The sequence below is a fragment of the Paenibacillus sp. NAIST15-1 genome (genome assembly GCF_001894745.1).
Lineage (GTDB): Bacteria > Bacillota > Bacilli > Paenibacillales > Paenibacillaceae > Paenibacillus_B > Paenibacillus_B suaedae.
This window is the reverse complement of the sequence record NZ_BBYF01000001.1, coordinates 745,076-769,381: the sequence shown is the minus strand read 5'-3', so window position 1 is coordinate 769,381 and position 24,306 is coordinate 745,076. Positions and strand designations below refer to the sequence as shown.

At 43.9% G+C, this 24,306-nt stretch carries 21 protein-coding genes and 1 pseudogene; 12 read left to right on the top strand and 10 right to left on the bottom strand.

Annotation, left to right across the window (positions count from 1 at the left end):
• Positions 1–50 precede the first annotated feature (50 nt).
• On the top strand, positions 51–1,325 hold the full coding sequence (locus tag PBN151_RS03420; RefSeq protein ID WP_072727659.1) for an L-lactate MFS transporter: 1,275 nt from the start codon (positions 51–53) through the stop codon (positions 1,323–1,325).
• A gap of 163 nt (positions 1,326–1,488) precedes the next feature.
• A complete protein-coding gene (locus PBN151_RS03415; RefSeq protein ID WP_072727658.1) occupies positions 1,489–2,301 on the top strand; it encodes a hypothetical protein in 813 nt (270 codons plus the stop codon).
• Between the two features lie 131 nt (positions 2,302–2,432).
• On the opposite strand, the gene PBN151_RS03410 is transcribed toward PBN151_RS03415, so the two are convergent.
• A complete protein-coding gene (locus PBN151_RS03410) occupies positions 2,433–3,275 on the bottom strand; it encodes an aldo/keto reductase (RefSeq protein ID WP_175560602.1) in 843 nt (280 codons plus the stop codon).
• A 27-nt stretch (positions 3,276–3,302) separates the two neighbouring features.
• A complete protein-coding gene (locus tag PBN151_RS03405) occupies positions 3,303–4,496 on the bottom strand; it encodes an MFS transporter (protein ID WP_072727656.1) in 1,194 nt (397 codons plus the stop codon).
• A gap of 242 nt (positions 4,497–4,738) precedes the next feature.
• Between PBN151_RS03405 and PBN151_RS03400 the strand changes: the two genes are divergently transcribed.
• The 4 genes and pseudogenes from PBN151_RS03400 to PBN151_RS03385 form a co-directional block, all read left to right on the top strand.
• Positions 4,739–5,110 carry a winged helix-turn-helix transcriptional regulator gene (locus PBN151_RS03400; protein WP_072727655.1) on the top strand — a complete coding sequence of 124 codons (372 nt, stop codon included), beginning with the start codon at positions 4,739–4,741 and terminating at the stop codon, positions 5,108–5,110.
• A 228-nt stretch (positions 5,111–5,338) separates the two neighbouring features.
• Positions 5,339–6,772 (top strand): PQQ-dependent sugar dehydrogenase, encoded by a 1,434-nt coding sequence (locus PBN151_RS03395; protein WP_072727654.1) that lies wholly within the window; start codon positions 5,339–5,341, stop codon positions 6,770–6,772.
• A 344-nt stretch (positions 6,773–7,116) separates the two neighbouring features.
• Positions 7,117–7,971: an alpha/beta fold macrolide esterase gene (gene mle, locus PBN151_RS03390; RefSeq protein WP_072727653.1), complete on the top strand. Its 855-nt coding sequence runs from the start codon at positions 7,117–7,119 to the stop codon at positions 7,969–7,971.
• Between the two features lie 48 nt (positions 7,972–8,019).
• Positions 8,020–8,202, top strand: a pseudogene (locus PBN151_RS03385) (2-thiouracil desulfurase family protein); the annotation flags it as partial.
• A gap of 113 nt (positions 8,203–8,315) precedes the next feature.
• Here the strand turns inward: PBN151_RS03385 and PBN151_RS03380 are convergent.
• From PBN151_RS03380 to PBN151_RS03360, 5 genes are all read right to left on the bottom strand, one after another.
• Positions 8,316–9,605, bottom strand: a complete 1,290-nt coding sequence (locus PBN151_RS03380) for an esterase/lipase family protein (RefSeq protein WP_072727652.1) — start codon at positions 9,603–9,605, stop codon at positions 8,316–8,318.
• A 635-nt stretch (positions 9,606–10,240) separates the two neighbouring features.
• Complete coding sequence (aceA, locus tag PBN151_RS03375) at positions 10,241–11,524, bottom strand: isocitrate lyase (protein WP_072727771.1); 1,284 nt, start codon at positions 11,522–11,524, stop codon at positions 10,241–10,243.
• Positions 11,525–11,543: 19 nt separating this feature from the next.
• Positions 11,544–13,151 (bottom strand): malate synthase A, encoded by a 1,608-nt coding sequence (aceB, locus tag PBN151_RS03370; protein ID WP_175560596.1) that lies wholly within the window; start codon positions 13,149–13,151, stop codon positions 11,544–11,546.
• Between the two features lie 6 nt (positions 13,152–13,157).
• Positions 13,158–13,388 carry a hypothetical protein gene (locus PBN151_RS03365; protein WP_021254037.1) on the bottom strand — a complete coding sequence of 77 codons (231 nt, stop codon included), beginning with the start codon at positions 13,386–13,388 and terminating at the stop codon, positions 13,158–13,160.
• 270 nt (positions 13,389–13,658) lie between these two features.
• Positions 13,659–14,156, bottom strand: coding sequence for a DinB family protein (locus PBN151_RS03360; RefSeq protein WP_072727651.1), 498 nt, complete (start codon positions 14,154–14,156; stop codon positions 13,659–13,661).
• Between the two features lie 258 nt (positions 14,157–14,414).
• Between PBN151_RS03360 and PBN151_RS03355 the strand changes: the two genes are divergently transcribed.
• Complete coding sequence (locus PBN151_RS03355) at positions 14,415–14,786, top strand: iron chaperone (protein WP_072727650.1); 372 nt, start codon at positions 14,415–14,417, stop codon at positions 14,784–14,786.
• 220 nt (positions 14,787–15,006) lie between these two features.
• Positions 15,007–16,599: a basic secretory protein-like protein gene (locus tag PBN151_RS03350; protein WP_072727649.1), complete on the top strand. Its 1,593-nt coding sequence runs from the start codon at positions 15,007–15,009 to the stop codon at positions 16,597–16,599.
• Between the two features lie 122 nt (positions 16,600–16,721).
• Here PBN151_RS03350 and PBN151_RS03345 read toward each other — a convergent pair whose 3' ends face one another.
• Both PBN151_RS03345 and PBN151_RS03340 read right to left on the bottom strand, forming a co-directional pair.
• Positions 16,722–17,762, bottom strand: a complete 1,041-nt coding sequence (locus PBN151_RS03345; RefSeq protein WP_072727648.1) for a DUF4179 domain-containing protein — start codon at positions 17,760–17,762, stop codon at positions 16,722–16,724.
• Entirely contained in the window at positions 17,743–18,258 is a 516-nt protein-coding gene (locus PBN151_RS03340; protein ID WP_072727647.1) for an RNA polymerase sigma factor, read from the bottom strand. Before PBN151_RS03340 ends, PBN151_RS03345 begins: the two co-directional genes overlap by 20 nt.
• Positions 18,259–18,465: 207 nt before the next feature.
• Between PBN151_RS03340 and PBN151_RS03335 the strand changes: the two genes are divergently transcribed.
• Positions 18,466–18,909, top strand: a complete 444-nt coding sequence (locus PBN151_RS03335; protein WP_072727646.1) for a hypothetical protein — start codon at positions 18,466–18,468, stop codon at positions 18,907–18,909.
• Between the two features lie 115 nt (positions 18,910–19,024).
• On the opposite strand, the gene PBN151_RS03330 is transcribed toward PBN151_RS03335, so the two are convergent.
• The gene (locus tag PBN151_RS03330; RefSeq protein WP_072727645.1) at positions 19,025–19,957 is read right to left on the bottom strand and encodes an MBL fold metallo-hydrolase; all 933 of its coding nucleotides are present in this window, start codon (positions 19,955–19,957) and stop codon (positions 19,025–19,027) included.
• A 674-nt stretch (positions 19,958–20,631) separates the two neighbouring features.
• Here PBN151_RS03330 and PBN151_RS03325 point away from each other — a divergent pair.
• From PBN151_RS03325 to PBN151_RS03315, 3 genes are all read left to right on the top strand, one after another.
• Positions 20,632–21,303: a response regulator transcription factor gene (locus tag PBN151_RS03325; protein WP_072727644.1), complete on the top strand. Its 672-nt coding sequence runs from the start codon at positions 20,632–20,634 to the stop codon at positions 21,301–21,303.
• Between the two features lie 193 nt (positions 21,304–21,496).
• Positions 21,497–22,717: a HAMP domain-containing sensor histidine kinase gene (locus PBN151_RS03320; protein ID WP_175560595.1), complete on the top strand. Its 1,221-nt coding sequence runs from the start codon at positions 21,497–21,499 to the stop codon at positions 22,715–22,717.
• A gap of 148 nt (positions 22,718–22,865) precedes the next feature.
• Positions 22,866–24,299, top strand: coding sequence for an ABC transporter permease (locus PBN151_RS03315; RefSeq protein WP_072727643.1), 1,434 nt, complete (start codon positions 22,866–22,868; stop codon positions 24,297–24,299).
• The last annotated feature ends 7 nt before the right edge of the window (positions 24,300–24,306 follow it).

Here is a 24,306-nt window from a genome sequence, read left to right as displayed (position 1 = left end):
AGATAAAACACAACTCTTGATCATAGCAGAATGGAAAGAGGGGATCTATCATGAGAACGCATCAAGCAACTGGGTCACAAGTAAATCGATGGATGATCGTCCTTGGAACAATCATTGTACAAATGGGATTAGGAACCATATATACGTGGAGTTTATTCAATCAGCCGTTAGCTGACAAGTTTGGATGGGAGCTTAGCTCCGTATCAATTACATTTTCCATCACTAGTTTTGCACTGGCTTTCTCGACATTGTTTGCCGGTAAAATTCAGGATCGTATCGGAATTCGGCGTATGACAATGATTGCAGGTGCTGTTCTCGGTGCAGGGCTAATCGCTAGCTCTCAGGTTTCATCGTTGTGGATGTTATACTTACTTGCTGGTGTGGTTGTTGGTTTTGCGGATGGCACAGCATATATCACATCACTATCGAATTTAATTAAATGGTTTCCTGAACGCAAAGGATTAATATCGGGAATCTCGGTAGGAGCTTTTGGGACAGGCAGCTTGGTTTTTAAATATATCAATGCGAATTTCATCAATACGATGGGTGTCTCCTATGCATTTCTGGTCTGGGGATTGATCGTGATGGTGATGGTAATTGCCGGTTCGTTCTTAATCAAAGAAGCCGTAATTACGGAAGCACCTGCGAACGCAAATACGGGGTCGCAGAGTGGACGGAATTATACAGTGAAAGAAATGCTGCGTACGAAAGAAGCGTATATGCTCTTCCTTATTTTATTCACAGCTTGTATGAGTGGATTGTACCTGATTGGTATCGTCAAAGACATCGGGGTGCAGCTTGCCGGTCTTGATGTCAGCACAGCAGCGAATGCGGTAGCTATGGTAGCGATTTTCAATACGGCCGGCCGGATCATTCTCGGTGCATTGTCCGATAAAGTAGGACGTATGAAAGTTGTAGCGGGAGCGCTTTTTGCGACGGCATTGTCAGTCATGGCTTTAAACTTCGTACCTTTGAACCTGGGCATCTTCTTCACCTGTGTCGCGGTGATCGCATTCTGTTTTGGCGGCAATATCACGGTCTTCCCGGCGATTGTGGCTGACTATTTCGGCTTGAAGAACCAGAGCAAAAACTATGGAATCATTTATCAAGGATTCGGGTTAGGTGCCTTGGCTGGTTCGTTCCTTAGTGCTTTGTTCGGTGGTTTCCATATTACCTTTACCGTCATTGCAGTCTTGTGTATGCTCTCGTTCCTGATTGCGATCTTTATCTCCGTACCTAGTCAACGTAATCAGTCGAAGAAGAACCAAGAAGTGAAACCAGTAGTGAACCAAGAAGTGCTAAAACCGCGTTACAATGTGGGATAAACGCAGTGGAACCTCAGATTGATAGGAAAGGTCACTGAAAGAGTGTTAGAAAATTAAACAGGTGTCTTTCGCACAGATAAGCGGTGCAAAGACGCCTGTTTTTTGTTGAATAAGGAGATAGAAGGTCAAAGCAGCTCTAGGGGATATTGCAAAAGGCAATGAGATGAAATCGGATCTCAAAGTAATGGCGAATGCTAGTGACAATATTCATCTAGAAGGAGAGTTGTCCCAGCCTGCTGCAAGGTTCAATGTTGGTTACGACAAGGAAAAACAACGAGTGTATAGTACAACCATCTATTATCAAATCAAAGATAAGGATCTTGCGTTGGAGCCAGCCGTTCTTAAGAAGGTGAATTCCTTCATCGCGAAGTTCGAGGATAAGAAATATCCATTAACGTTCAACGCATTATGGAGAGTAAAATCGCCATATCGAGATAATGAGCCGCGAAATTACTGGGTATTCTGGGGGACAGCATCGCTGGATATCGATCTCGACAAAGGGAACAAAATCATCGCCAGACAAAGCTATTCCTCAGCCCAAGTAGATAAAAAATTGTTGAATAAAGCTGCTAACGCAATTAACCAATTAAGTAGAGAAAAAGTAAATCTTGTTCACGCGGAGCGGGTAAAGGATGAAGTCGCCAGCAGCTATTTTTGGCATTTTGAAGATTACTACGATCATCATAGAGTCAAGATTGACGCAATAACAAATCAAGTGTTGGAAGTCGATACGATTTATAGGGATTGGACGAGCGACAAAGATTTTGCCAAATCCTTTGCCAAACCCAAATATACTCCAAAACAAGCGATTTCTGCAGCAAGCGGTAAAGTTAAATCTATATTCAATGTCAATTTGGCCGGATATAAAGTTACCGTTAAATTTAATGAATATACATTCAAGAAAGACAAACAGCCTACAATCGTGGGCAAGATCAATAAGGAAGGGGAATTTTATTCCTTTTCTCTTACGCCTTAAGCGGGAGCGCTACTGTCAGCAGAAAATAAAGTATTAGACTGTCGCTGTTTCATTGATCAACATAAAAAAGTGTAGAGAAAGAATACCTCTTTCTCTACACTCTGAGAACTCAGACTCCGAGTTCTTATTCATTAAAAATCAAAATTATCTGGGTCTGGACCTACACGATGGTTCTGATTTAATCCATCAATGATCTCCATTTCCTCTTTCGTCAGTTCAAAGTCAAACACATTTGCATTTTCAACAATACGATGCTCTTTTGTTGATTTTGGAATAGTAACAACCCCGTTTTGCAAGTCCCAACGCAAAATAACTTGGGCAATAGATTTATTATGCTTGTTCGCAATTTCCTGAATAACTTCGTTGTCCAGCAACTGACCTTGCATGAGAGGTGACCATGCTTCGAACTGAATATCGTTGGCTTGGCAAAATGCTTGAAGCTCTTTTTGAGTTAAGCGCGGATGGTATTCTACTTGGTTGATCATCGGCTTAATCTCAGCATCCTTCATCAAGTCTTCCAAATGATGAATTTGGAAATTACTTACGCCAATTGCATTTACGCGGCCTTCTTTATAAAGAGTCTCCAAAGCTCTCCAAGCATCTTTATATTTTCCTTCAACTGGCCAATGAATCAAATATAAATCCAAATACTCTAAACCGAGTTTCTTCAAGCTTGTTTCATAAGCAGCAATCGTAGATTCGTATCCCAAATCTGCGTTCCAAACCTTGGAAGTGACAAATAGCTCTTCTCTTGAAATGCCTGCTTCTTTTAAGCCATCTTGGATCCCTTGGCCAACGCCTTCTTCATTGCCATAAATCGCTGCTGTATCTACACTGCGGTATCCATGTTTAATCGCTGTTTTTACTGCGTTAACCAATTCAGGGCCTTCTTCGACTTTGAAAACTCCAAGTCCAAACCAAGGCATTTTCACACCGTTATTCAAAGTTGTTGTATCTTGCAAATTTTTTGCCACCATAATGAAAACCTCCAAAAATTTTTATTAGATTTTGCTTGTTTGATCTTTTCGTTCCATAGCTCTGCTAAACCCAGTTAAGACTGTAGCTGCTAATACCATAAGTGCACCAATCCAAGTTGTATGAATAAGTCCTATCGAGTCTGTAACAATTCCGCCAACAAAGGAACCTATCGCAATCCCGGCATTAAATGCAGCAATATTAATTGCCGATGCCACATCAACTGCACTAGGAACAAAGCGCTCAGCCAGTATCACAACATAGACTTGCAAGCCCGGCACATTCATAAATGCTAACAGCCCCATCAACAGAATCGTTATCAATCCAGCCACTTTAAATGGTGCTGTAAACATCAAAATAAATAAGACGACTGCTTGTACGATAAACATATAGAACAATGCACCAATTGGGTTTTGATTCGATAACTTACCTCCAATCATATTCCCAATCGCAATCGCGATACCGTAAGCTAACAAAATGACAGCTACCGTTCCTTCTTTAAACCCAGTGATGTCTTGAAGCAAAGGTGATAAGTAGGTAAAGACGACAAATGTTCCGCCATATCCTAATGCTGTAATGATGAACAAAAGCAATAACCGACCATTTGTCACTAGTTTAAGCTGATCACGAAAAGAAGTTTTTACTCCTTGACGCAAATTAGATGGAACAAGAATGCTATTTGCAATTATGGCAATAACACCAATGATAACAATAGTAATAAAGGCGGTTCTCCAACCTAGCTGCTGTCCAATAAATGTCCCAAATGGAACACCAGTTACCGTAGCGACAGTAAGACCGGTAAACATAATGGAAATCGCACTAGCTCTGCGGTCTTCTGGAACTAAATCGGCTGCAATTGTCGATCCAATTGACATGAAGACCCCATGAGAGAATGCTGAGATCACACGTGCTACTAGCAATATCCCGATTGTCGTGGAGAGTGCAGCAACAGTATTGCCGATAATAAAGACAATCATGATCCAAAGTAATAACTTCTTACGTGACATACTTGATGTCAAAGCTGTCAAAATCGGAGCTCCAAACGTTGCTCCTAACGCATATAAGGACACCGTTAATCCGGCCGTTGTTACGGGAATACGTAAATCATTTGCAATAAGCGGCAGCAACCCGACACTGATGAATTCAGTTGTTCCGATGGCAAAAGCACTTACAGCCAAGGCAAGCAATGCTAACATGCTTTGCTTTTTACTTAGTTCCATATTATCTCCTCCTTTTTTCTGTTATATAAATGGGAACTTTCTTTCCAGCGAATAATAAATTTTGAAGTGCATCCGTCTCAAAATGTTATATTGATTTTTAAGAAAGTATGGTATTCATCGGCCGGCAAATGTTATTATGAGATATATCGTCCATAAAGAAAAGTACGCACTTTTAAGTTATATAGAAACCTAAAAGTAATATAGGTACTTTTTAGTGCCTATAAAGAAGGAGGAGAACCAAGATGCAAAAAAAGAAATACAATATCTCTGTTGAAGCGACATTAGAAGTCTTAGGTGGCAAGTGGAAATGTGTGATTCTATGCCATCTGACTCACGGGAAAAAACGGACAAGCGAATTAAAGCGCCTCATGCCAAATATCACACAAAAAATGCTTACCCAACAGCTGCGCGAGCTAGAAGAGGATGGGGTTATCAATCGCATCGTGTACAATCAAGTTCCACCAAGAGTGGAATACGAGCTTAGTGAATATGGACAGAGCTTAGAAGGGATTCTAAGTGCACTATGTGCATGGGGTGAAAAGCATTTAACGAGAGTATATGGAGATAAGTTTGCTGTTTTAGAAGATAGTGTGTTGAATGAACAGCTTAAGTAAGGGGATATCCGGAGTTTGGTTAAGTAGAGGGCATATGTGTAAGCACAGATAGTGAGAAGGGCTTTGCTTTCCGTAATGGAGGCAGAGCCCTTTTTGTATACGCCGCGGCCAGGCTCGGAAAGTGGTGCAATGCCTTGTCAGATGCCAGGCCCTAAGTCGGTACTAATAGAACAGATCGAAACATATTCATATCAAAAGTAAAACAATAAAAAGGGGGCGCACAGCTATTTGATGAAAGTTAAAGTTGGCTTACGGCCCATTGTAAGCAAGTTAAATATGCCCACTGTTTTGAAAACAGCGATCCTTCCGGGTGAATCAATTGAAAGATTATTTATTGCAACTCAAGTAGGTGAGATCTTTTACATAGGGGACGGGGATATAAGAACCTTTTTAGATATTCGCTCAAGAATCATAACACTAGGTGCCTCTAATGGTGGGTATGATGAACGGGGATTGATAGGGCTAGCCTTTCATCCTGATTTTTATTTTAATGGTCTGTTTTATCTCCATTATTCAGTGGCTGGAACCCAAGGCCCTGGTTCTCTTCCAGGTGAATTTGAATCTTTTAAGCCGAGCCCGTGTGATCCTAAAACCTTAAACTTGAAGTGGTTAAATCGAGAAACGTATTATGATCATATTGATACCGTTGAGGAATGGATTCTACATGCGAATGGACAACCTCAAAAACGGCGGACATTACTGAATATAAGAAGACCATTTTTAAATCATAATGGCGTCAATAGCTTAAACTTCTCACCTGAAACAGGAAAACTTATTTTGACAACCGGAGATGGCGGATCAGGCTATGATCCATTTAATTTAAGCCAAACGGATATGGAAATCGCGGGTAAAATCATTGAAATTAATATTTCCAAACCTACATTTATCGATAATCCGCCCGTAGTTACACGTTTTAATGAGCTGCCTGTGTCTATTCAGGAAACACTTGCGGTAATGGCCAAAGGGGGCCGCAATCTGCCAGGCATTGCATTTCAAAGGTTATCTTATAATCAGTACATCAAATACGTAGGAAGTGTCGGACAGGATCTCGTAGAGTCGATTTTTGCATTCATTCATTATAAACCCATACCGGTTACTCAGCTTGTTCAAGCTTCTTCGACTTTGACGAATTCTGTCCTTGACCAAGAAGGATTTATTAACTTTGGCTGGCGAGGGTGGGAAGGCGTTTTTCCTACTTCGTTCATTACAGGCTGTTCTGCAGATCCGGCTTTGGCTGAGAAGACAATTTCTTATTACGATGAAGCGATCACGACTTCAGTGCGGCGTCTTCCGCCTCTCATTAGTTATTTTCATAAAGATCCCCGAGCCGATAAGTTTGGAGGAACTGCCCTGACTGGGGTTCAGACCTATATGGGAAATGCAATCCCCGGTTTAACGGGAAGTGTTGTGTTTACGGATCTCGCCAGAAATGAAGGATCTCCCCCTCCAGTTAGAGGAGTTTTAGCTTATACCAGGGTAAGAACGGATTGTAAACAAAGTGATTTTAGTGTGATTGAAACCGATTATGATTTTGGGTCTCAATCCGCTTATTATGTTAGTTTGGGAACGAGTCTGAGTCAATCCAGACTGTATTTAGGGGTTTATGGCTCTGTAAAAGTGGCTGATCGTCACCAAGGAACTGTGTTTGAGATTGTTCCATAGTTCGTAACTATTGTTCGGGTTGAGCTCACTACTGCGAAGCCGACACTCAGCAATCCATATAAGGCGTATCCTATGGCAGAAGGTTCTTCTTTATAAATGATAATCGGTATTGTCCATGTGCTTATTTGATAAAAATACTGAAAATATTGCAGCGGATATGGTAAAATCGAAACTGGTATCAAAAACCAATTTTTATAAAGGAGAGAGCTTCTCATGATTATCGAGTTCATTCGTTTGCGTTAATTTGAAGCACAGTTCAACTACTCTCATCATTTTATTGAAAAATGTATGGGTTTATTTGAGTGTATCTTTTTAAATTATTCGAATGAAATGAGGAGTATCTCATGAGTGAAAAGATAAGAAAAATCAATGGAATTGAGATATGCACAGAAAGTTTTGGCAATCCAACTCATCCACCCGTCCTGTTGATTATGGGAGCCATGTGTTCTATGGTTTATTGGGATGATGAGTTCTGCCAAGGTTTGGCAGACTCGGGCCGTTATGTGATTCGATTTGATAACCGAGATGTGGGACGTACAACGACCTATCCGCCAGGGAGATCCCAATATTCCGTGGTAGACATGGCTGATGATGCAGTTGGGGTGCTTGATTCATACGGAATTGACCGAGCGCATCTCGTCGGATTGTCACTGGGTGGCATGATTGCACAGATAATCGCTGTCAAATATCCTCAAAGAGTTCTAAGCATGACTTTGATTGCCTCATCTATTTTTGGATCTGATGACAACGACAGGGGCTTGCCTCCGTTGGATGAAAAGATACTTGCTTATCATGCGGATGGAGCAGCACTGGATTGGTCGGATGAAGAGGCGGTTGCAAAATACCTGGTCAAAGGCTCTAGCCTGCTTTGTGGTTCCAAGCATGACTTCGATGAGAATAGAGTGAATAAGCAAGTAATGCGCGAGATCAAACGAGCTAATAATCTGCTCAGTATGTTTAATCACGCACTGCTTACAGGTGATGACGCCTACGAAGGGAAGTTAAAAGAAATCATTGTGCCTGCTTTGGTTATTCACGGTACGGATGACACGATTCTTCCATTAGAACATGGTGTTGCACTTGCTGAGGAAATACCGAATGCATCCTTATTAACGCTTGATGGAACGGGGCACGAAATACACTTCGACGATTGGGATACGATTATTCAAGCAATTTCGAACCACACATCGTTGGAGTAATCGTGGATGCAGAAATCTTATTTTCCGCGATATATAGAGGTGATATAAATGATATTAGTGAGCTCTTGCTTAGCAGGCTTAGAGGTGAGATATAATGGTACACATTGTTTAGATTCAAAGATACTCCAATTGTTAGAAGCAGACCAAGTGATAACAGTATGTCCAGAATTGCTTGGGGGCTTTACGACTCCAAGGGAGCCAGCTGAGATCGTTGGCGGTTGTGGGGAAGATAAGTGTTAAAAAGCAATAGCGGCAGCCTAAGACTGTATTTTTCAGTTGGAGACTGCCGCTGGTTTTATATTGAAGTCAAGGTAACACTTTATTTCCTATAGACATCTGTTTCATCAGCCTGCCGGAGGCAGCTCGGTCAGCATATCCGCTAAGTCGAGAAAAAAATCTCCCGTATTTTTTAGGCCCAATCCAACGATATCGAGATGATCCCAGGAATCCATGAGTCCTAAGTAGTTCCATTTTCCAATCTGCGGCTTTCCTTGGTAAGTAATGATTTGATCGTTTGATCCGTTTTTTGGGCCGTCCATGGAAATCGTATTTACCAGCCCATCATTTGGCCACCATTCCTCATCGATGACTACATGCCCTGGGGATTCGTACGAGAAGGAACCGACAAAATAGCTCGGCGGCAGCAATAACGGATTCATGAGCAGCTTTGGCGCATGCCATCCCGATAGCGGGATACGATATGATTTGTTGGTGGCGATCGAGAAATAATAGACGCTCGGATTTGCCTGTATTTGCTCGTTGAACTGTTTGGCCCCGTCAGGACTTAAATCCCACAGTGAGCTGTCTTTTGATATTCTCCAAAATTTACTGTTTATTACCCGTTGGAAATAATCGAAAAAGGAATCATCGGGCATTCGCTTCAATCCCCATTGATCCAATTTGAAATCATATAGGGGGTGCTCGGCATTGCCAGAAGCTGCGGCAATCAAGCCAATCAGCTGGTGGATGAAGGGTATGACTCCCTCTACAAAATGCGTAAAGCTGGTGCCATCATGCGGCGCGGCGAGGGAAACGAGGCTGCTAACATACGGAAGTGGTTGATCACTGAACAACGGGGATAGATCAGATGCATCGGTGACAGCACGTTCAGCAGCATCTCCTTTTTCCAATAGATGAATCAGCATGCGTGCAGTTTGTCCTCCCATGCTGTGTCCAATTACATGAATTTGCTTCGGACGCCCCGTATTCGGGTCGATCTCTCCCCATGATGGATACATCCCTTTATACGATCTGCCATATCGCTCGTGACCGTACAGTTCCGAGTGGGCTTGACCGTAATCTACGGTTCCCCCTTTAATTTGTGCATACAACTCACAGGCACGATCCCAATTGCTCGATACCGTCCCTATCGCAGCTGTATATACGGAATGACCGTGTTTCCTTAATTGTTCTTGAATATCGCCCAATCCGCCCCAGTATTTAAACGAAAACATTTCGTCTCTTCCCCAGCCTCCAAATCCATGAACCAGCACGATAGGGAAGTCATTGTTAGCAATGGCATTGTTGACAATGGCATCGTCGGCCTGCGCGTGAACAGACGGCAAGTTGTTAGGAAGAATAGAGTAAAAAAGAATAAAGAGTAGCAAAATGCAGCTTGACAGTTTACGGATCATAAAATGCCTCCTATCTAATTTTGTAATCGCTTTCAAATACAGTTGCTCTCAAAATTCCGCTATTCTTTCTGTTCTAGCATTGCTGAATTCATGAAGATACAAAAGGAGATTTTTGTGGTGTGTTGACGGAATGGCGTGTTGAGGGGGACAGCTAGCAAGATGTTATACTTTTACATTTACCATATAAACCTATTATTTACAACTATGTAAATTAAATATTTGCTAGTAAGTAGCTTTTTGAAGCATTTGTCATCCAGTGATAGTTTTGGAGAGTTGATTAGCGAGGAGTGCGAAAGAAGCAGATATAAAAGGGAGTAAAGAATGGGCTGAATCCACTAGCAACGATAGGGAAACGGTACAAATGCGTTTGGGAAAGGGGCTGCTGAATGAAAAAATGGAGCCGTCTCTGCGTCATTGTTCAATGACCTGTGAGACGGCTCCATCCTTGTATGCCCCGGGGAGGTTGCGGTGGAACTGAGGTTTTGCGCTTCCGTAGCGAGCTTCGTGTTACGAAAGCTGCTTATAGCAGCGAAGGTGAGGTTGCAGAGCAGCGGGCAGCAAAGGGGAGTGATTGCAAACCGGGGCGTTTAGTTAATTTAGCTCTATGTTCAAAAATGGGTTTGAAACGGTTCCCCTTACGTGAACTGCTCTGCCTCCGTCGAGTCTGTGTAGGCGGTTGTAGATGAAATTCCGCCCGAAATCGCTTGTGCCACCTCGTCGAAGTAGCCTGTGCCGACCTCGCGCTGATGCTTAACCGCTTCATAGCCGAGCTGTTCCAAGGCGAATTCAGCCTGCTGCAGGTCGGAGTAGGCGGCCATGCCGCGCTCCTTGTAGCCTTGCGCCAGCTCGAACATGCTGTAATTGAGCGCGTGGAAACCGGCTAGTGTCACGAACTGGAACTTGTATCCCATACGTCCAAGCTCGCGCTGGAAGCCCGCGATTGCCTTATCGTCCAGCTTCTTCTTCCAGTTGAAGGAAGGCGAGCAATTATAAGCGAGCAGCTTGCCTGGATATTTGGCATGGATCGCCTCGGCGAATTGCCGTGCTTCATCGATGTTCGGCTCGGACGTCTCGCACCAGACGAGATCTGCATAAGGCGCATAGGCGAGACCGCGCGCAATCGCTTGTTCAATCCCAGCACGGGTATAATAGAAGCCCTCCGGAGAACGTTGCCCCGTCAGGAATGGCCGATCGTACGGATCGACGTCGCTCGTCAGCAGTTGGGCCGCATTGGCGTCCGTACGTGCGATAATCAAGGTGTCCGTACCCATAACGTCGGCAGCCAATCGAGCGGCGATCAAATGACGAATGGCTTGCTGCGTAGGGAGGAGCACCTTGCCGCCGAGATGCCCGCACTTTTTCTCCGAAGATAGTTGATCTTCGAAGTGTACGCCTGCGGCTCCTGCTTCAATCATCGCCTTCATTAGTTCGAATACATTGAGCGACCCTCCGAATCCAGCTTCGGCATCTGCTACGATCGGGGCAAAAAAGTAGGTTTCATTTTTACCTTCCGCATGTTGGATTTGATCGGCCCGCTGCAGGGCTTGATTAATCCGCTTTACGACCTGCGGCACACTGTTGGCCGGATATAAGCTCTGATCGGGATACATATGACCCGACAGGTTGGCGTCTGCGGCTACCTGCCATCCGCTTAAGTATATGGCGGGCAAGCCGGCTTTTACCTGCTGCACGGCTTGATTCCCCGTCAATGCTCCAAGCGCGGGCACGAATTCTTCGGTATGCAGCAGATGCCAGAGCCGTTCGGCTCCCATCTGGGCTAACGTATGCTCCACCTGGACAGAACCGCGAAGCCGGATCACTTCATCGGCAGAATAGGTACGCGTTACGCCTTCCCACCGTTCTCCTTTCCATTTCGTCTCCAATTGTTGAATCGTATGCTTATCCTTCACGGCAGCCATCTCCTCATATTCAATGATTTCATCCCAGCAATTCATAGCCCATCACCGTCAAAAACTCGCTGCAAGTTTCTTCGCTAATCAAATTTACGAACAATTGCTTCGCCTCAGTGAATCTGCGGCCCGCGAAGTCATCTTGGCCGATTGACTCTTCAATCTTGGACATTTCTTCTTCCGTCAGCTTCAACACAAGCTCAAGCGTGATGTCGTTTCCATTCGTAAGCCGGCCTTCCGGATGACGAATCCATTGCCACACCTGAGTGCGCGATATCTCGGCCGTCGCCGCATCCTCCATAAGATTGAAGATCGGTACGGCGCCGAATCCCCTCAGCCATGCTTCGATATATTGCAGACCGACACTGATATTCGTCCGCAGTCCCTGCTCGGTAATTGTGCCTTCTGGTATAGCGAGCAGGTCGCTTGCCGTGACACGGACATCTTCGCGTTTTTTCTGAAGCTGGTTCGGCCCCTTCATCTGTTCATTGAATATTTCCATTGCGATCGGAACGAGTCCAGGATGGGCGACCCAAGTTCCATCATGGCCGTCATTTGCTTCGCGTTGCTTATCGGCGCGCACTTGCTCCATTGCCTTCGCGTTAGCCTCGGCGTCATGCCGAATTGGAATCTGGGCTGCCATGCCGCCCATGGCATGCGCATCGCGTTTGTGACAGGTACGGATGACGTACTGCGTGTACGCCCGCATGAACGGCACGGTCATCGTGACCTGTGAACGATCGGGGAGCAGCGCATGTCTATGACGGTTCAGCCGCTTAATGAAGCTGAAGATATAGTCCCAGCGACCGCAGTTCAAGCCAGCGCTATGCTCCCGCAGCTCGTATAAAATTTCATCTGCCTCAAATGTGGCCAGAATCGTCTCGATGAGCACGGTTGCTTTAATCGTTCCTTGAGGGATGCCCAGCTCCTGTTGGGCGAACACGAATACATCGTTCCATAGTTTTGCTTCTTGGTGGGACTCCAGCTTGGGAAGATAGAAATAAGGTCCGGATTGATTCTCGATGAGGGTACGGGCATTGTGGTAGAAATAGAGTCCGAAGTCGACAAGGCTGCCTGAGGCGTTTTCTTCGCCTATGCGAATGTGTTTCTCCTCCAAATGCCAGCCACGAGGGCGAATTAACAGGTAAGCGGTTTGTTCGTTCAGGCGGTAGGCTTTGCCCTCTGGGCTCGTAAAGGTGATTGTACGACGAATGGCATCGCGCATATTGATTTGGCCGCGGATCGAATTGTCCCATGTCGGGGAATTGGCATCTTCGAAGTCGGCCATGAAGCCTTTGGCGCCGGAATTGAGCGCATTGATGACCATTTTTGCATCCCCGGAGGGGCCAGTTATTTCCACCCGTCGGTCTTGGAGATCGGAAGGCACTGGGGCGACGCTCCACTCACCGTCCCGAATGTGCCTCGTTTCCGGCAGGAAGTCGGGGAGTTCGCCGGCATCCAGTCGGCGTTGGCGCTCGGCACGGTCAGAGAGAAGCTCTAATCTGCGGGCACTGAACCGTTCATGGAGCTTTCCGAGGAACTCGAGTGCCCCAGGCGTCAAAATCTCGGCGTACGGTTCAGGCATGTGACCGAGTACAACAATTTCCTTGCAATTGTTAGCGGGCATTTTGGACATGACTAATTACCTCCCTCTGCTGAAAGCCGGACTCAAATAGGCGGCTTGCAAAATATTCGTGATCGAGTCTTGTTCATTGAATTCGTAATCCAGGCTGCCGCTTCCGTTGCAGCGCAGGCAAGGCGTGATGCCATGCCCTTGGCATGAGCCACATTGGTGGCCGCTCTCCTGTTTTCCGTGTCCTTCGCATTCCAAACATTCCATTTCTCCATTGCCATGACAGTAGTAGCAGTCCATTCCAAACGCCTCCTGAGTCATTTAGGTTATCTGTTATAATACAGATTTGTCATTCGTTGATCTGTATTATAACAGAGCTTTTAAAAATGAAAAGCCCCTTTTTTAAGAAAATTTTCCAGAATTAAAGGTCAATCCTAATAGGGATGCGGCTTTGGGCTGAAAAAATATTTTTTATTTACACCTGCCCGGCAAAAACTCTATTCTCAAAAAAAAGTCGCAGAGCTACCCGGCGGTTTGCCGATGCTCTGCGACTTTTCGGTACATTTTCGTTTATTTTCCTTCCTCATCTGCCGAGGGACCATAGAGGCCTGGCAGCGGAATATCGAGTAACCGCAAATAAACCCCGAGCTGTGCTCGATGATGGATCATGTGGCTTATTCCGAATGTGCGAAGCGCGATCGCCCGCGGCTGGCGCAGGATGATATGGTCACCGTTTCGCAAAGTCCATTCCTCGCTAAGGGCGTTCTCGTCACATTCAGCTAACAACCTTTCAAGCTCCACGACGTTCGCATCGAATTCTTTCAGCACGTCTTCACGTCTTTCCAAAGCTTCTCGCCGATTCGGCACGGTTGAAAGATCGAATTCCGGGTAACGAAAAATTGCGATTTGCCAATTCAGCAGGTTAATCAGGTGCGTGGCTAGCCCGCCTAACGACATCGATTTCACATGCGGCTTCCACGTCAAATGCTCTTCGGGTAAGCGCTCCAGTATGCGGCGTGTAATGGCCAGTTCTTGCAAGGCATCTCCGACGATTAATTGTTTTACCATGGATTTTTCCTCACTCCTTTCTATGGCTAGAATACTATACAACCAGTCGAATGGAAAAGATCCCCTGAAAGCATTTTGACATACATTTGCAACATCAAAACTTGTTGGATATGATTATCCAGCAAAGCGTTTCTAGTGTAATAGAACAATAATCCCTACAGTTGATAAATGGACGTCACCAAAGCACTGAAGGATAGGAATTGGTGTACTGACAATAATGTTATGTAAAAATAAGTTTTCATTTTAGGAGAGAGCGACATGGAAGTTTTTTCAGAATATTTAGAAAAAATTGAGCACCCACAGCATCGGGATCGAACAGAAGAGGTTTTGGCTTGGATCATTCAGAAATTTCCGAACTTAATGCCTAAAATCGCGTGGAATCAGCCTATGTTTACCGATCATGGCACATTTATTATTGGCTTTAGTGTATCCAAAAATCATTTGGCTGTTGGCCCCGAAAGAGCTGGGATTATTCATTTTTCTGATGAAATTGAGCAGGCTGGCTATGAACAGACGAAGCAGCTGTTTCGTATTCCGTGGAGTAGTCCGGTTCATTTCTCATTACTTGAGGAAATGATTGCGTTCAATATTTTGGATAAGGCAAACTGCTCAACCTTTTGGCGAAAATAATATCATGTATGATGGAGCCCCCTTAAATGCTAAGGGGGTTATTTTATGCTCTCTTTTATTTTGTTCATGATAGTTGCGTCATGTGAAATGTAATAGGTGTGGTTATGTAAATGGCTGAATTGTATATTTTACCAGTATGTGTTTTTGATGTATAATTAGCAATTATAACCATCTAAATTCGGTCCAATCCCAATGCAAAGTAAAGAGGAGATGGCGAAGCATGAAGAGATTTGGCATTCTTATTTTAGCTGCTACCTTAGGAGCAGGCTTCAGCAACAGCGTACATATTCAGGCAGCGGCAGCGGAACAAACTTCAATCAAAATCCCAACGAATTTAGCTACAGGTGGGAAGGCAACGGCAAGCGGGGAGTTCGCGCCGGATCAAGGGAAGGATAAGGCATTCGATCAAGATATTTTTTCAAAATGGTTGACGTTTAACAGCCCGGCATGGCTGCAATACGAGTTTCCTGACGCGAAAGTCGTAACCTCATACTCGATTACTTCTGCGGAGGACGAGCCATATCGAGACCCGAAAAGCTGGGTGTTAAAAGGTTCTAATGACGGCTCTAGCTGGACTCAACTGGACGTACAGCAGAATCAAAGCTTCACCTCTCGGCATCAAACGAAAACCTATTCATTTTCCAATAACACAGCGTATAAATTTGTGAAATTCGATAACTTTCATAATCAAAATGGAAGCGGAATGCTGCAGGTCTCCGAAATCAAGCTATATGATGGCAGCTCAAAGAAATGGAGTACGACCAAGCCCGAGGTTGCGGCCAGTGGAGAAAAAAAGCCTAACCAAACCAAAGAGAATCTGGTGGACGGGACTAGCGTTACGAAATGGTTTACAAAAGATAATACGGCATGGCTCACATTCGACTTCGGCGAACCGGTAACGATTGATGGTTACTCGCTTACGGCAGCTGATGATAGACCTGAACGCGACCCTAAAAGTTGGGTTCTTCAAGGATCGAACGATAATAAGAACTGGACTAGTATAGACAAGAAAAGCAATGAGGTTTTCAAGGTCCGACATCAGCGCATGTATTATCTTTTAGATAACAATACCGCAGCGTATCAATACTATAGACTCAGCAATATGAAAAATCACAGCGGAAACTCCATGCAATTGGGTGAAGTCGAATTCTCGCGTACGAATGATGTCGGGCATGCCATCAACCCAAAAATCGAAGTACAGATCCTTGATTCAACGAGTAAAGGTAAATTATTTAAGAAAGCTCTTCCCAATGCAGAGAAAGAAATATTGGCGGTCGCACGTAAAGTACATGAGATGTTATACATGAGTCCGGCCGATGCGCCTGTAGATGTCAAAAAAATATTAGTTACGATAGTAGACGCTCCTGGGGTGGCTTGGACATCGGGAGATGCCACGCTGAAGACAGTAGGCTTCAGTGCGCAGTATCTGCAAAAGTTTGTAGAGAGCCCTGCCAAATCGCTGCGCGACGAAATAATTGGAATCCTTTATCATGAAATCGGTCATGTTTATCAATATAGCAATTTTGATGTAGAGGCAATAGCCGATAGCTTGCGCTATAGAGCGGGCTACCATGACCGTTATAGCGCGAGAAAGGGAGGAAGCTGGGAGAAGCAGGGGACAGCGAATTTCCTTCGCTGGATAGAGGATACGAAAAAACGAGGCTTCATTCGTGAATTAAATGCGACCCAGATCCCTTACAACATTGGAGGAGAAAATGAAAAAAGATTGTGGAAGGAACGTCAAATTAAATTGATTACCGGAACAGACGTGCAGACGCTTTGGTCACAGTATCAAGCGTCACTTCCTAATTAGGTCTTAGCCAAATACACATGCAAAGTCGGATTGATTGCAATATTGCGAAATTCATATCATTAAAAAATGACCCCCTTGAATGTCAAGGGGGTTAATTTTATGAACTGAACCAATAGGGAATTTTAGTCGTTGATTGGAAATTCTTTATTAAAGAATACAATAGATTTGATTTCCTTATCATTTATAACATTTTTAAAAGTTTTGTTCGTAAACATTTGCCCAGTTATAAGATCCATATTATCTGATCCACTAAAAAAGTTTGTCGTCTCTGAGGATCCATCTTTATAGTTTATTGTGATAGGGAAGTTATCCAATGACTTACCGTCAATTTTCCCTCTGTCAGCGGTATTGGAAATCTCACGTAGCGAATTGCTCTCAAGCTTTAACGTAATTGAAATTGGCGAGATGGAGATCGTTTTTAACACGGCCTTATAACCATACATGTCGATGTCTTGGTTGATCTGATACACGCTAGAGTATTCTTTGAAATCTAGCTGAACAGTGGTTTTCCAAGTTCCTGGTATGATCGTTTCAAAATCTTTTGTAACGGGATTTCTGATTTGCAAGTTCTCGAATTCAAAATCAAATGTACGTCCGGCTAATGAATGTTTAGTCGTAATCTTCATGATCAAGCTGATGTTATTGTCATTCGGATGTCCATCATCTAGCACATCGAACCCCCAACTATATCCGAACCTATCTTTCCCCGCCCTATCATAGCGAAGATAGGTACTTTCAAAACGGTATTCATCTGCATCTAACACAGTCCCATTTGGAGCAGTAAAGTTCATGAGGATATAGGTTCGATTACTGTCGCCGACGACTTGCTTCATCGTAAGCGTACCATTTTCATTTTTTATTTGCTTATCGATGATATAGGCGCCATTTGATAAAAATTGTGCCTGCTCCTGGTTTGCGGGCTTCAGAAATTTTATAAATGCTTCATCTAACCCGATATAGGCCGCTGCCAAAGCTGTTGTCGTCAAGCAGCCTAACAGGATGGCAAACAGCAGCGCGGGTCTTAAACGTCTCGCGGGAGTAACCCTGCTCTGTCTTTTCGCTTCGTTCTGGCTATGTACGACAATGTTATGAAACATTTTTTCTTTTTGCTCCGATGTAGGCGTAAGAGCCTCAAATAGCCGATTAATCTGTTTGTCGCTCAAGATAATTCCCTCCCAAGTCCGCTTTAAGGAGCTGCCGGCCTCTGGCTAGCTGTGTTTGAATCGTGCTTTCCTTGTATCCTATCATCTCTGATATTTCCTTTATCGAGTACGTCTCGTAATAATAAAGGTACAGCACGGTTTTATACTTTTCGGGAAGTGACAGCAGCCTTGCGAGCATTTTGCCAGATGCCTCCTGACCATTCCAAGAGGAAATCTCCGGTAGGGACTTTGCATCGACGCGCCGGGATTTCCACCAATGCTTTAATACGTCTTTACAGTAATTTCGGGTGGTTACCAAAAACCAAGCTTTTTCGTGCTCATGGTCATTGAATACCACCTGAGATTGAATAAGTTTTATAAATACAGATTGAACAGCGTCTTCTGCATCAGCGGGATTTTTCAAATAGATATAGCTCAGCCTGTAAACTACATCTACATGCCGTTGATAGAGTTCGGCCAATTCCTTATCCGTACGCAATAAAGAATTGCTTTCCATTTTTTCGCCTCCTATATACAACACGATCGGGAGCTCGAAAATATCCCATTCCGATAAACTTTTTAACAGTTAACATTTTATCGACCATACCTGCCTTGCTTTTGAAGCACAATTAGGTAAGCCGCGAACAACGATAACGAAAGGAGATGTGATATACTCAGGGGAATAATTTAGATAGTTTATAAATATATCGGAGGAGCAATCGAGATGCTGTCGGAAAAAGTGGTCAATTATTGCAGAAGCAAAAACTGGTGGTTTGAAGACATTGATGAGGAGTATAAAAACGCATTAGTAAAGTTAGGCATTGATCTGGGTTCTGATTTTGCTGCTTTTTATTTGCATGCAGAGGAAGGGCCGACTTTCTATAATAGACGATATGAAATCTATCAGATTTGTTGGTTTATGATCAATTCTTCGGATTATATGTTAGCAATGGAGAATGCTCATGCCGTTTTAAAACTGCCTGAAGAATATATTCCGTTAGATAGCTTTGAAGGGGAATACGGTTTTTTTTATAATAAGAACACAGACGAAGTGATAGGCTTAGGATTGGGTCAGCAAATGGAGGATTTTTATGCTGGTAAACTGGATTCGCAATGGAAAAGCTTTAATTCCTTCCTCGAGTGGTATTTTGAACTGACAGAATCGTGAATAGACTACATAAAAAAGGGCCGCCATACCGCTGCAATGGAGCTAACCTGATGGTGTGGAGTACTCCGAATGAAGACGGCATGACGGCCTTATATTATATGAAACAAACGTTAAATCAAGGCCATGAACGCTCGCCTTTCATTACTTGTGCGCCCATTTCCAGATCACTTGTATTCTTGAAGTTCGGATAGTCTTTCTTCATCGCTGCAATCAGCTCAGTTGAATTTTTGGACTGTTTAGCCGCTTCTTCAAATTTTGCAATATAGTCACGAGTGAAGGTGACGCTGGACGTATTCTCGGAGCTCTTGCCTAGGTAATGGCCAGGGATAACCCGTTCCGGCTTCAGATCAAGAATCTGCTTCAAAATTTCCCGCCAGTGGTCACGGCTCTCTGGAGTCTGGTTGTCTGCCATCCAGACATGCAGGTTCTCGTAGATAGGTACGCCGCCCAAGATTGTTTTTTTCGATGGAACCCAAAGCACAGTATGGGACGGATCAGAACCATTGAGACCGACTATCTGCACGGTTTCACCATCGACTGTCAGCTTATCACCGTCTAGGACATCAGGGACAATCAGCTCTGTCGGAGCGTTTTCTTTCAGGATTGGGCTCCAGAAGTCATTCTTAATCTTGATGGTTGCCTTAATTCCTTCCACGGTTGCCGGAGTAGCAACGATTTTTACGTCTGGAAATGCCTTGCGGATTGCCGACAGACCGAAGTAGAAATCTGGATCCTTATGGCTTACATAGACCGTAGTCAGCTTCTTTCCAGTGTCTTGGATCATTTTGACCAGCTTTTCGGCGTTGCTCTTTTCGAACTGTGCATCGACAAGCACGACCTCTTTCGGCCCTTCGATTAGGCTCGAACTGACAGAGAAGAGGCCGTTTTCTCCAGGGTTGAATGGCGTGATCTTCAGTTCAGCTGCCTGCTTCTTAGGTTCTTCTTTGTTCTCGTTGTTTGTCGTGTTCGCTTTACCGGCGCATGCACTCAGCAATAGGGTAAAAGCAAGCAATAAAATAACTCCGATCGATGATTTCTTTCTAAACATCAAAAATCTCCCTCTTCCTTATGTTGATAACAATTTTAAACAGAAACGTGTAACGATACGCAGCTCAAGCTGCTCACTCTTATATCATTTGAGTGATTTACCACGATCCAACCACCAATTCGTGGTTTCCTAAAAGTAGGTAAAGTATGCCCGTCACAGTTCATAAGCATTCAGCTTTATCTTGATTGTTTGCGTATTTGGCAATCAGCATATCCAGCAGATCGTAATCAACATTCTCCTTTCTAACGTATTTCGAGATCTAAAGTTGTAACTGTTATAGTTACAACTGTTCCAAAAAAAATGGGCTCACTTTTTATAAATCATTTTGAACCGCAATGGAAATTCTACTGCTTATTTGCATTAGTGTGTTCTCGAGATGTAACTATTATAGTTACAACTAATAAAGAGTGTCAAGGCTGGATTCTAAAATACTATAAAATTCCAAATATTTATTGGCAGTACGTGGTTGGGAGAGAGCTTTGAATTTTTTATGATACTGATTTGAAATCGAAATGAACGATTTGCGGTTGTAGCGATTTTATTATATGGATCGTAGCAGAAGAGGTTAAAAACACTTAGTGGTTGCAATTATGAAAAATGACTCAAGATAATGATATTGTATCCTGGTTAGATAAATGTTAGATGATCATGCTAAAGTGGTGTCGGGTGAGATTATGGAGATTAGAATTTTGGTGGTCGAGGATGATGAGCATATCAGAACGATGGTTCAAAAATTTTTGCAAAATGCGGGGTATCGAATCGATACGTGTTCGGATGGCGATGACGCGCTAGAGCAATTTTATAACACACAGTATCACCTCATCATACTGGACATTATGCTGCCCGGCATGGACGGGCAGGAGCTTCTGAAAGAGTTTCGTAAAATAAGCGACACCCCGGTATTGATGATGACTGCATTGAGCGATGATCAGAATCAACTGACCGCTTTTACCAATGAAGTGGACGATTACGTAACCAAGCCGTTCTCTATGCCGATTCTTGTCAAACGTGTTGAAGCGCTTCTACGACGCAGCGGGGCTATTAAAAAAGAAATTACAGCGGGTAAGCTGACATTATTCCCCGAAACCTACGGCGTGGAATATAGCGGTGAAAAAATTCAGTTATCGCCCAAGGAATTCGAGATTTTAATGCTGCTTACACAAAACAGCCATAAAATTGTGCCACATGGAACGTTATTAATTAAGATTTGGGGATATGATTTTGATGGAAATGAGGGCATTATTCATGCAAGCATCAAAAAGCTAAGGGATAAATTGCCTAAAAATCTCATTAAAACCGTCAAGGGGATTGGCTATTGTTTGGAGGTCGAGGATCATCAAGCGTAGATTTTTCGGGATTTATGGAAAAGTGTTTTTCTATACTGCGTTGATATTGCTCTTTATTATCTTTTTTATGTTCATATTTTTCTCCGACCAAATCAAATCTGTCGTTGAGTCAACACAGCGACAGCAAATATCAAATGTATTTCAGCCCCTTCTCAATCATCTGCATGGAAAATCTGATGATGAGATTATGATTATGGCTAAAGATTTCCACGAAAAAAACACCTCCTTTGAATTTCGCTTGGAGGCTTCCGATGGACAAATTCTATATCAGACCGAAAATTTTACCCTGACGAGAAATGATATCGGATTACTGCCATCAGGCAATGCAATCGTGAAAGGGAATCCATTCACGGAGCGTAAATTTCATTTTATAACCGCCGATGCCAGCGGTCGGTTTCAATTCCTAATGAAGGCTTCCGGGGGCGTAGCCTTATATGTTACCGGTACGATATCTGGAACTTCTGTATATCACGAGTTTATCGAAAAAATGATTTTTGCTTTTTTGATGATACTCATGGTAAGTCTCCTTGCCGCAGCTCTATTTGCCAGACAAATCGCAAAGCCAATCGAAAAAATCGCGCAGGACACCAAGAAAATGTCTGATTTGGAGCCAGTTACTGCTCCTGGTTCCCGCAAAGACGAGATTGGTCAGCTTGCTGGAGATGTCTATAAAATGTATAGAACATTACTAGCAACGATTCAGCAATTGGAAATTGAAATTGAACGGGAAAAAGAGATGGAAGAGAATCAGCGATATTTTTTCTCTGCCGCTTCGCATGAGTTAAAGACGCCCATCGCCGCCACCAGTGCATTGCTGGAGGGGATGTTGGAAAATGTTATACCGCCGGCGGAACATCCAAAATATGTACGAGAATGCTTGAAAATGATGAATGAACAAAATAAACTGGTCTCGGAAATTTTAGATATTGTGACACTGAGCAATGATATGGCGGGACAGGAACGTGAGAGCATCCATCTAAATAAGTTAGTAACCGGGATTCTTTCTTCCTACCGCACGTTAGCAGATGTAAGAGAGCAGAGCATCGATGTGAACATTTCGGAGAACCTATGCTGCACATTGGATCCGAAGCTGTTCCGCAAAGCGTTGTCCAACATTGTCATGAACGCGATCCAAAATACGCCGGAAGGTGGACGAATCCATATCTATACGCAGGACATGAAAAAATGCGTTCGTCTTTGTGTCTTCAACAACGGCGTGAGGATTCAGGAGGAAATGCTAGCTAAGCTCTTTGAGCCCTTTTACCGTGAGGATAAAGCCAGAAGCCGGAGTCAGGGGCGCAGCGGCCTGGGCCTAACCATTGTGAAAAAAGCGCTCGATTTAATGGGAATCTCCTTTGCGCTTGAAAATGTGGATAATGGCGTGTTATTTCATATGGATCTACCTCACGAATAGAATGATGTTTAACCGATAAACCGGCAGATGAACCTGCCGGTTTTTTTAGGTTGAAATCAAAAGTTAGATTCAAGTTAGATTGGGACAGTATGCTGGTTCAGATGAGAAATCGGGGCTCGTCGCAAAAGGATTTTCAGGAGGAGAGAACATGTATATTTTAAAAAATGCGCTTCATAATGTTAGGCAAAATAGGGGCAGAAACATTCTGATCGGCGCAATCGTTCTGGGTGTTGTCGTGACTACCGTCATTGCGATCATGATCCGCAACACCGCAAATGGCATTATAGACGACTATAAAGGCCGTTTTGGATCGGAAGTGCGTCTTGAACCTGACATGCAGAAAATACGAGAGGAGGCTATGGCAAACAGTACAGATGGGCGAATTAGGGTAAGCATTCCTTCGGTTCCTGCTGACCAATATATCGACTTCGGTAAATCGGAATATTTGCAAAATAGCGTATATACGGCCAAAACAGGAGTAAATAGCGACCAAGTCACCGCGATTGACGCGGAGCTTGGCCCTGGAGGCGGTGTGATGAAGAGGGGCGGTCCAGATATGCCCCAGGATGAAGCCATGCAGTTCATGCTGAATCTTTTGGGGAATACATTTACTCAATTTGAGGATGGAACGCGGGAGCTTGCGGAAGGAAGGATGCCGGAAGAACGTAACGAGGCTATCATTAGTACGGATTTGGCGGAGAAGAACGGGATTCAAATTGGGGATAAGCTATCGTTATTTAGTGAATTGAACAATATGATGGAGGGGAAACGCACGGATATATCCTATGAATTGACCGTGGTGGGAACCTACAATGATGCGACGGATGAATACTCGGAAGGCTCAATGAAAAATGCTTTTGCCAACCGTCGCAATGAAATACTTACGACTTATGAAACAGTCGTTCAGGAAATTCAGCCAGATATGTCCGGTATCAAGGTTGAAGCGACCTATTATTTGAAGCAGCCCGACATGTTGGATGCGTTCGCTGAGGAAGTATATGATAAAGGGTTGGAGAAAACCTTTAACGTTACTACCGATGAGGCTTCCTATAATAAAATCATCGGTCCCGTGGAAGGACTGAGAGGCATTGCCGTGACGTTCATGGCGGTCGTGTTAATTCTCGGAGGCATCATTATCACCCTTCTTTCCTCGATGTCTATCCGAGAGCGCAAGTATGAAATCGGCGTCCTGCGGGCGATGGGGATGAAAAAAAGGAAGGTCGCTTTTGGATTGTGGTCTGAAATCATGATGATTACCTGTACATGTTTGGCGGTCGGACTTGGCATGGGCAGTCTGACGGCGCAGCCTGTCACCAACGCCCTACTTGCCAACCAGATTGAATTGGCAGAAGAGGCAGCCAATCAGCAGCCAAGCGGGGGCAATATGATGATGATGGGTCCGAAGAGTTCCTTTCCAAGTGCAGACGTGGAGCCGCTCAGCAGCATCGATCTTTCCTTAAATGTGGACTCGGCTCTTCAAATTATAGGAATCGCGTTATTGCTTGTATCCGCAGCCAGTCTCATATCTATCAGTCGAATTACTAAATACGAACCGATCAAAATTCTTATGGAAAGGAATTAAGTGATAA

Excerpts from the sequence above, each read along its gene's own strand:
- PBN151_RS03420 (WP_072727659.1), top strand. The coding sequence starts at position 51 with ATGAGAACGCATCAAGCAACTGGGTCACAAGTAAATCGATGGATGATC.
- PBN151_RS03415 (WP_072727658.1), top strand. The coding sequence starts at position 1,489 with ATGAAATCGGATCTCAAAGTAATGGCGAATGCTAGTGACAATATTCAT.
- PBN151_RS03405 (WP_072727656.1), bottom strand. The coding sequence starts at position 4,496 with ATGGAACTAAGTAAAAAGCAAAGCATGTTAGCATTGCTTGCCTTGGCT.
- PBN151_RS03400 (WP_072727655.1), top strand. The coding sequence starts at position 4,739 with ATGCAAAAAAAGAAATACAATATCTCTGTTGAAGCGACATTAGAAGTC.
- mle (WP_072727653.1), top strand. The coding sequence starts at position 7,117 with ATGAGTGAAAAGATAAGAAAAATCAATGGAATTGAGATATGCACAGAA.
- PBN151_RS03380 (WP_072727652.1), bottom strand. The coding sequence starts at position 9,605 with ATGATCCGTAAACTGTCAAGCTGCATTTTGCTACTCTTTATTCTTTTT.
- aceA (WP_072727771.1), bottom strand. The coding sequence starts at position 11,524 with ATGGCTGCCGTGAAGGATAAGCATACGATTCAACAATTGGAGACGAAA.
- aceB (WP_175560596.1), bottom strand. The coding sequence starts at position 13,151 with ATGTCCAAAATGCCCGCTAACAATTGCAAGGAAATTGTTGTACTCGGT.
- PBN151_RS03365 (WP_021254037.1), bottom strand. The coding sequence starts at position 13,388 with ATGGACTGCTACTACTGTCATGGCAATGGAGAAATGGAATGTTTGGAA.
- PBN151_RS03360 (WP_072727651.1), bottom strand. The coding sequence starts at position 14,156 with ATGGTAAAACAATTAATCGTCGGAGATGCCTTGCAAGAACTGGCCATT.
- PBN151_RS03355 (WP_072727650.1), top strand. The coding sequence starts at position 14,415 with ATGGAAGTTTTTTCAGAATATTTAGAAAAAATTGAGCACCCACAGCAT.
- PBN151_RS03350 (WP_072727649.1), top strand. The coding sequence starts at position 15,007 with ATGAAGAGATTTGGCATTCTTATTTTAGCTGCTACCTTAGGAGCAGGC.
- PBN151_RS03340 (WP_072727647.1), bottom strand. The coding sequence starts at position 18,258 with ATGGAAAGCAATTCTTTATTGCGTACGGATAAGGAATTGGCCGAACTC.
- PBN151_RS03335 (WP_072727646.1), top strand. The coding sequence starts at position 18,466 with ATGCTGTCGGAAAAAGTGGTCAATTATTGCAGAAGCAAAAACTGGTGG.
- PBN151_RS03330 (WP_072727645.1), bottom strand. The coding sequence starts at position 19,957 with ATGTTTAGAAAGAAATCATCGATCGGAGTTATTTTATTGCTTGCTTTT.
- PBN151_RS03325 (WP_072727644.1), top strand. The coding sequence starts at position 20,632 with ATGGAGATTAGAATTTTGGTGGTCGAGGATGATGAGCATATCAGAACG.
- PBN151_RS03320 (WP_175560595.1), top strand. The coding sequence starts at position 21,497 with ATGGCTAAAGATTTCCACGAAAAAAACACCTCCTTTGAATTTCGCTTG.
- PBN151_RS03315 (WP_072727643.1), top strand. The coding sequence starts at position 22,866 with ATGTATATTTTAAAAAATGCGCTTCATAATGTTAGGCAAAATAGGGGC.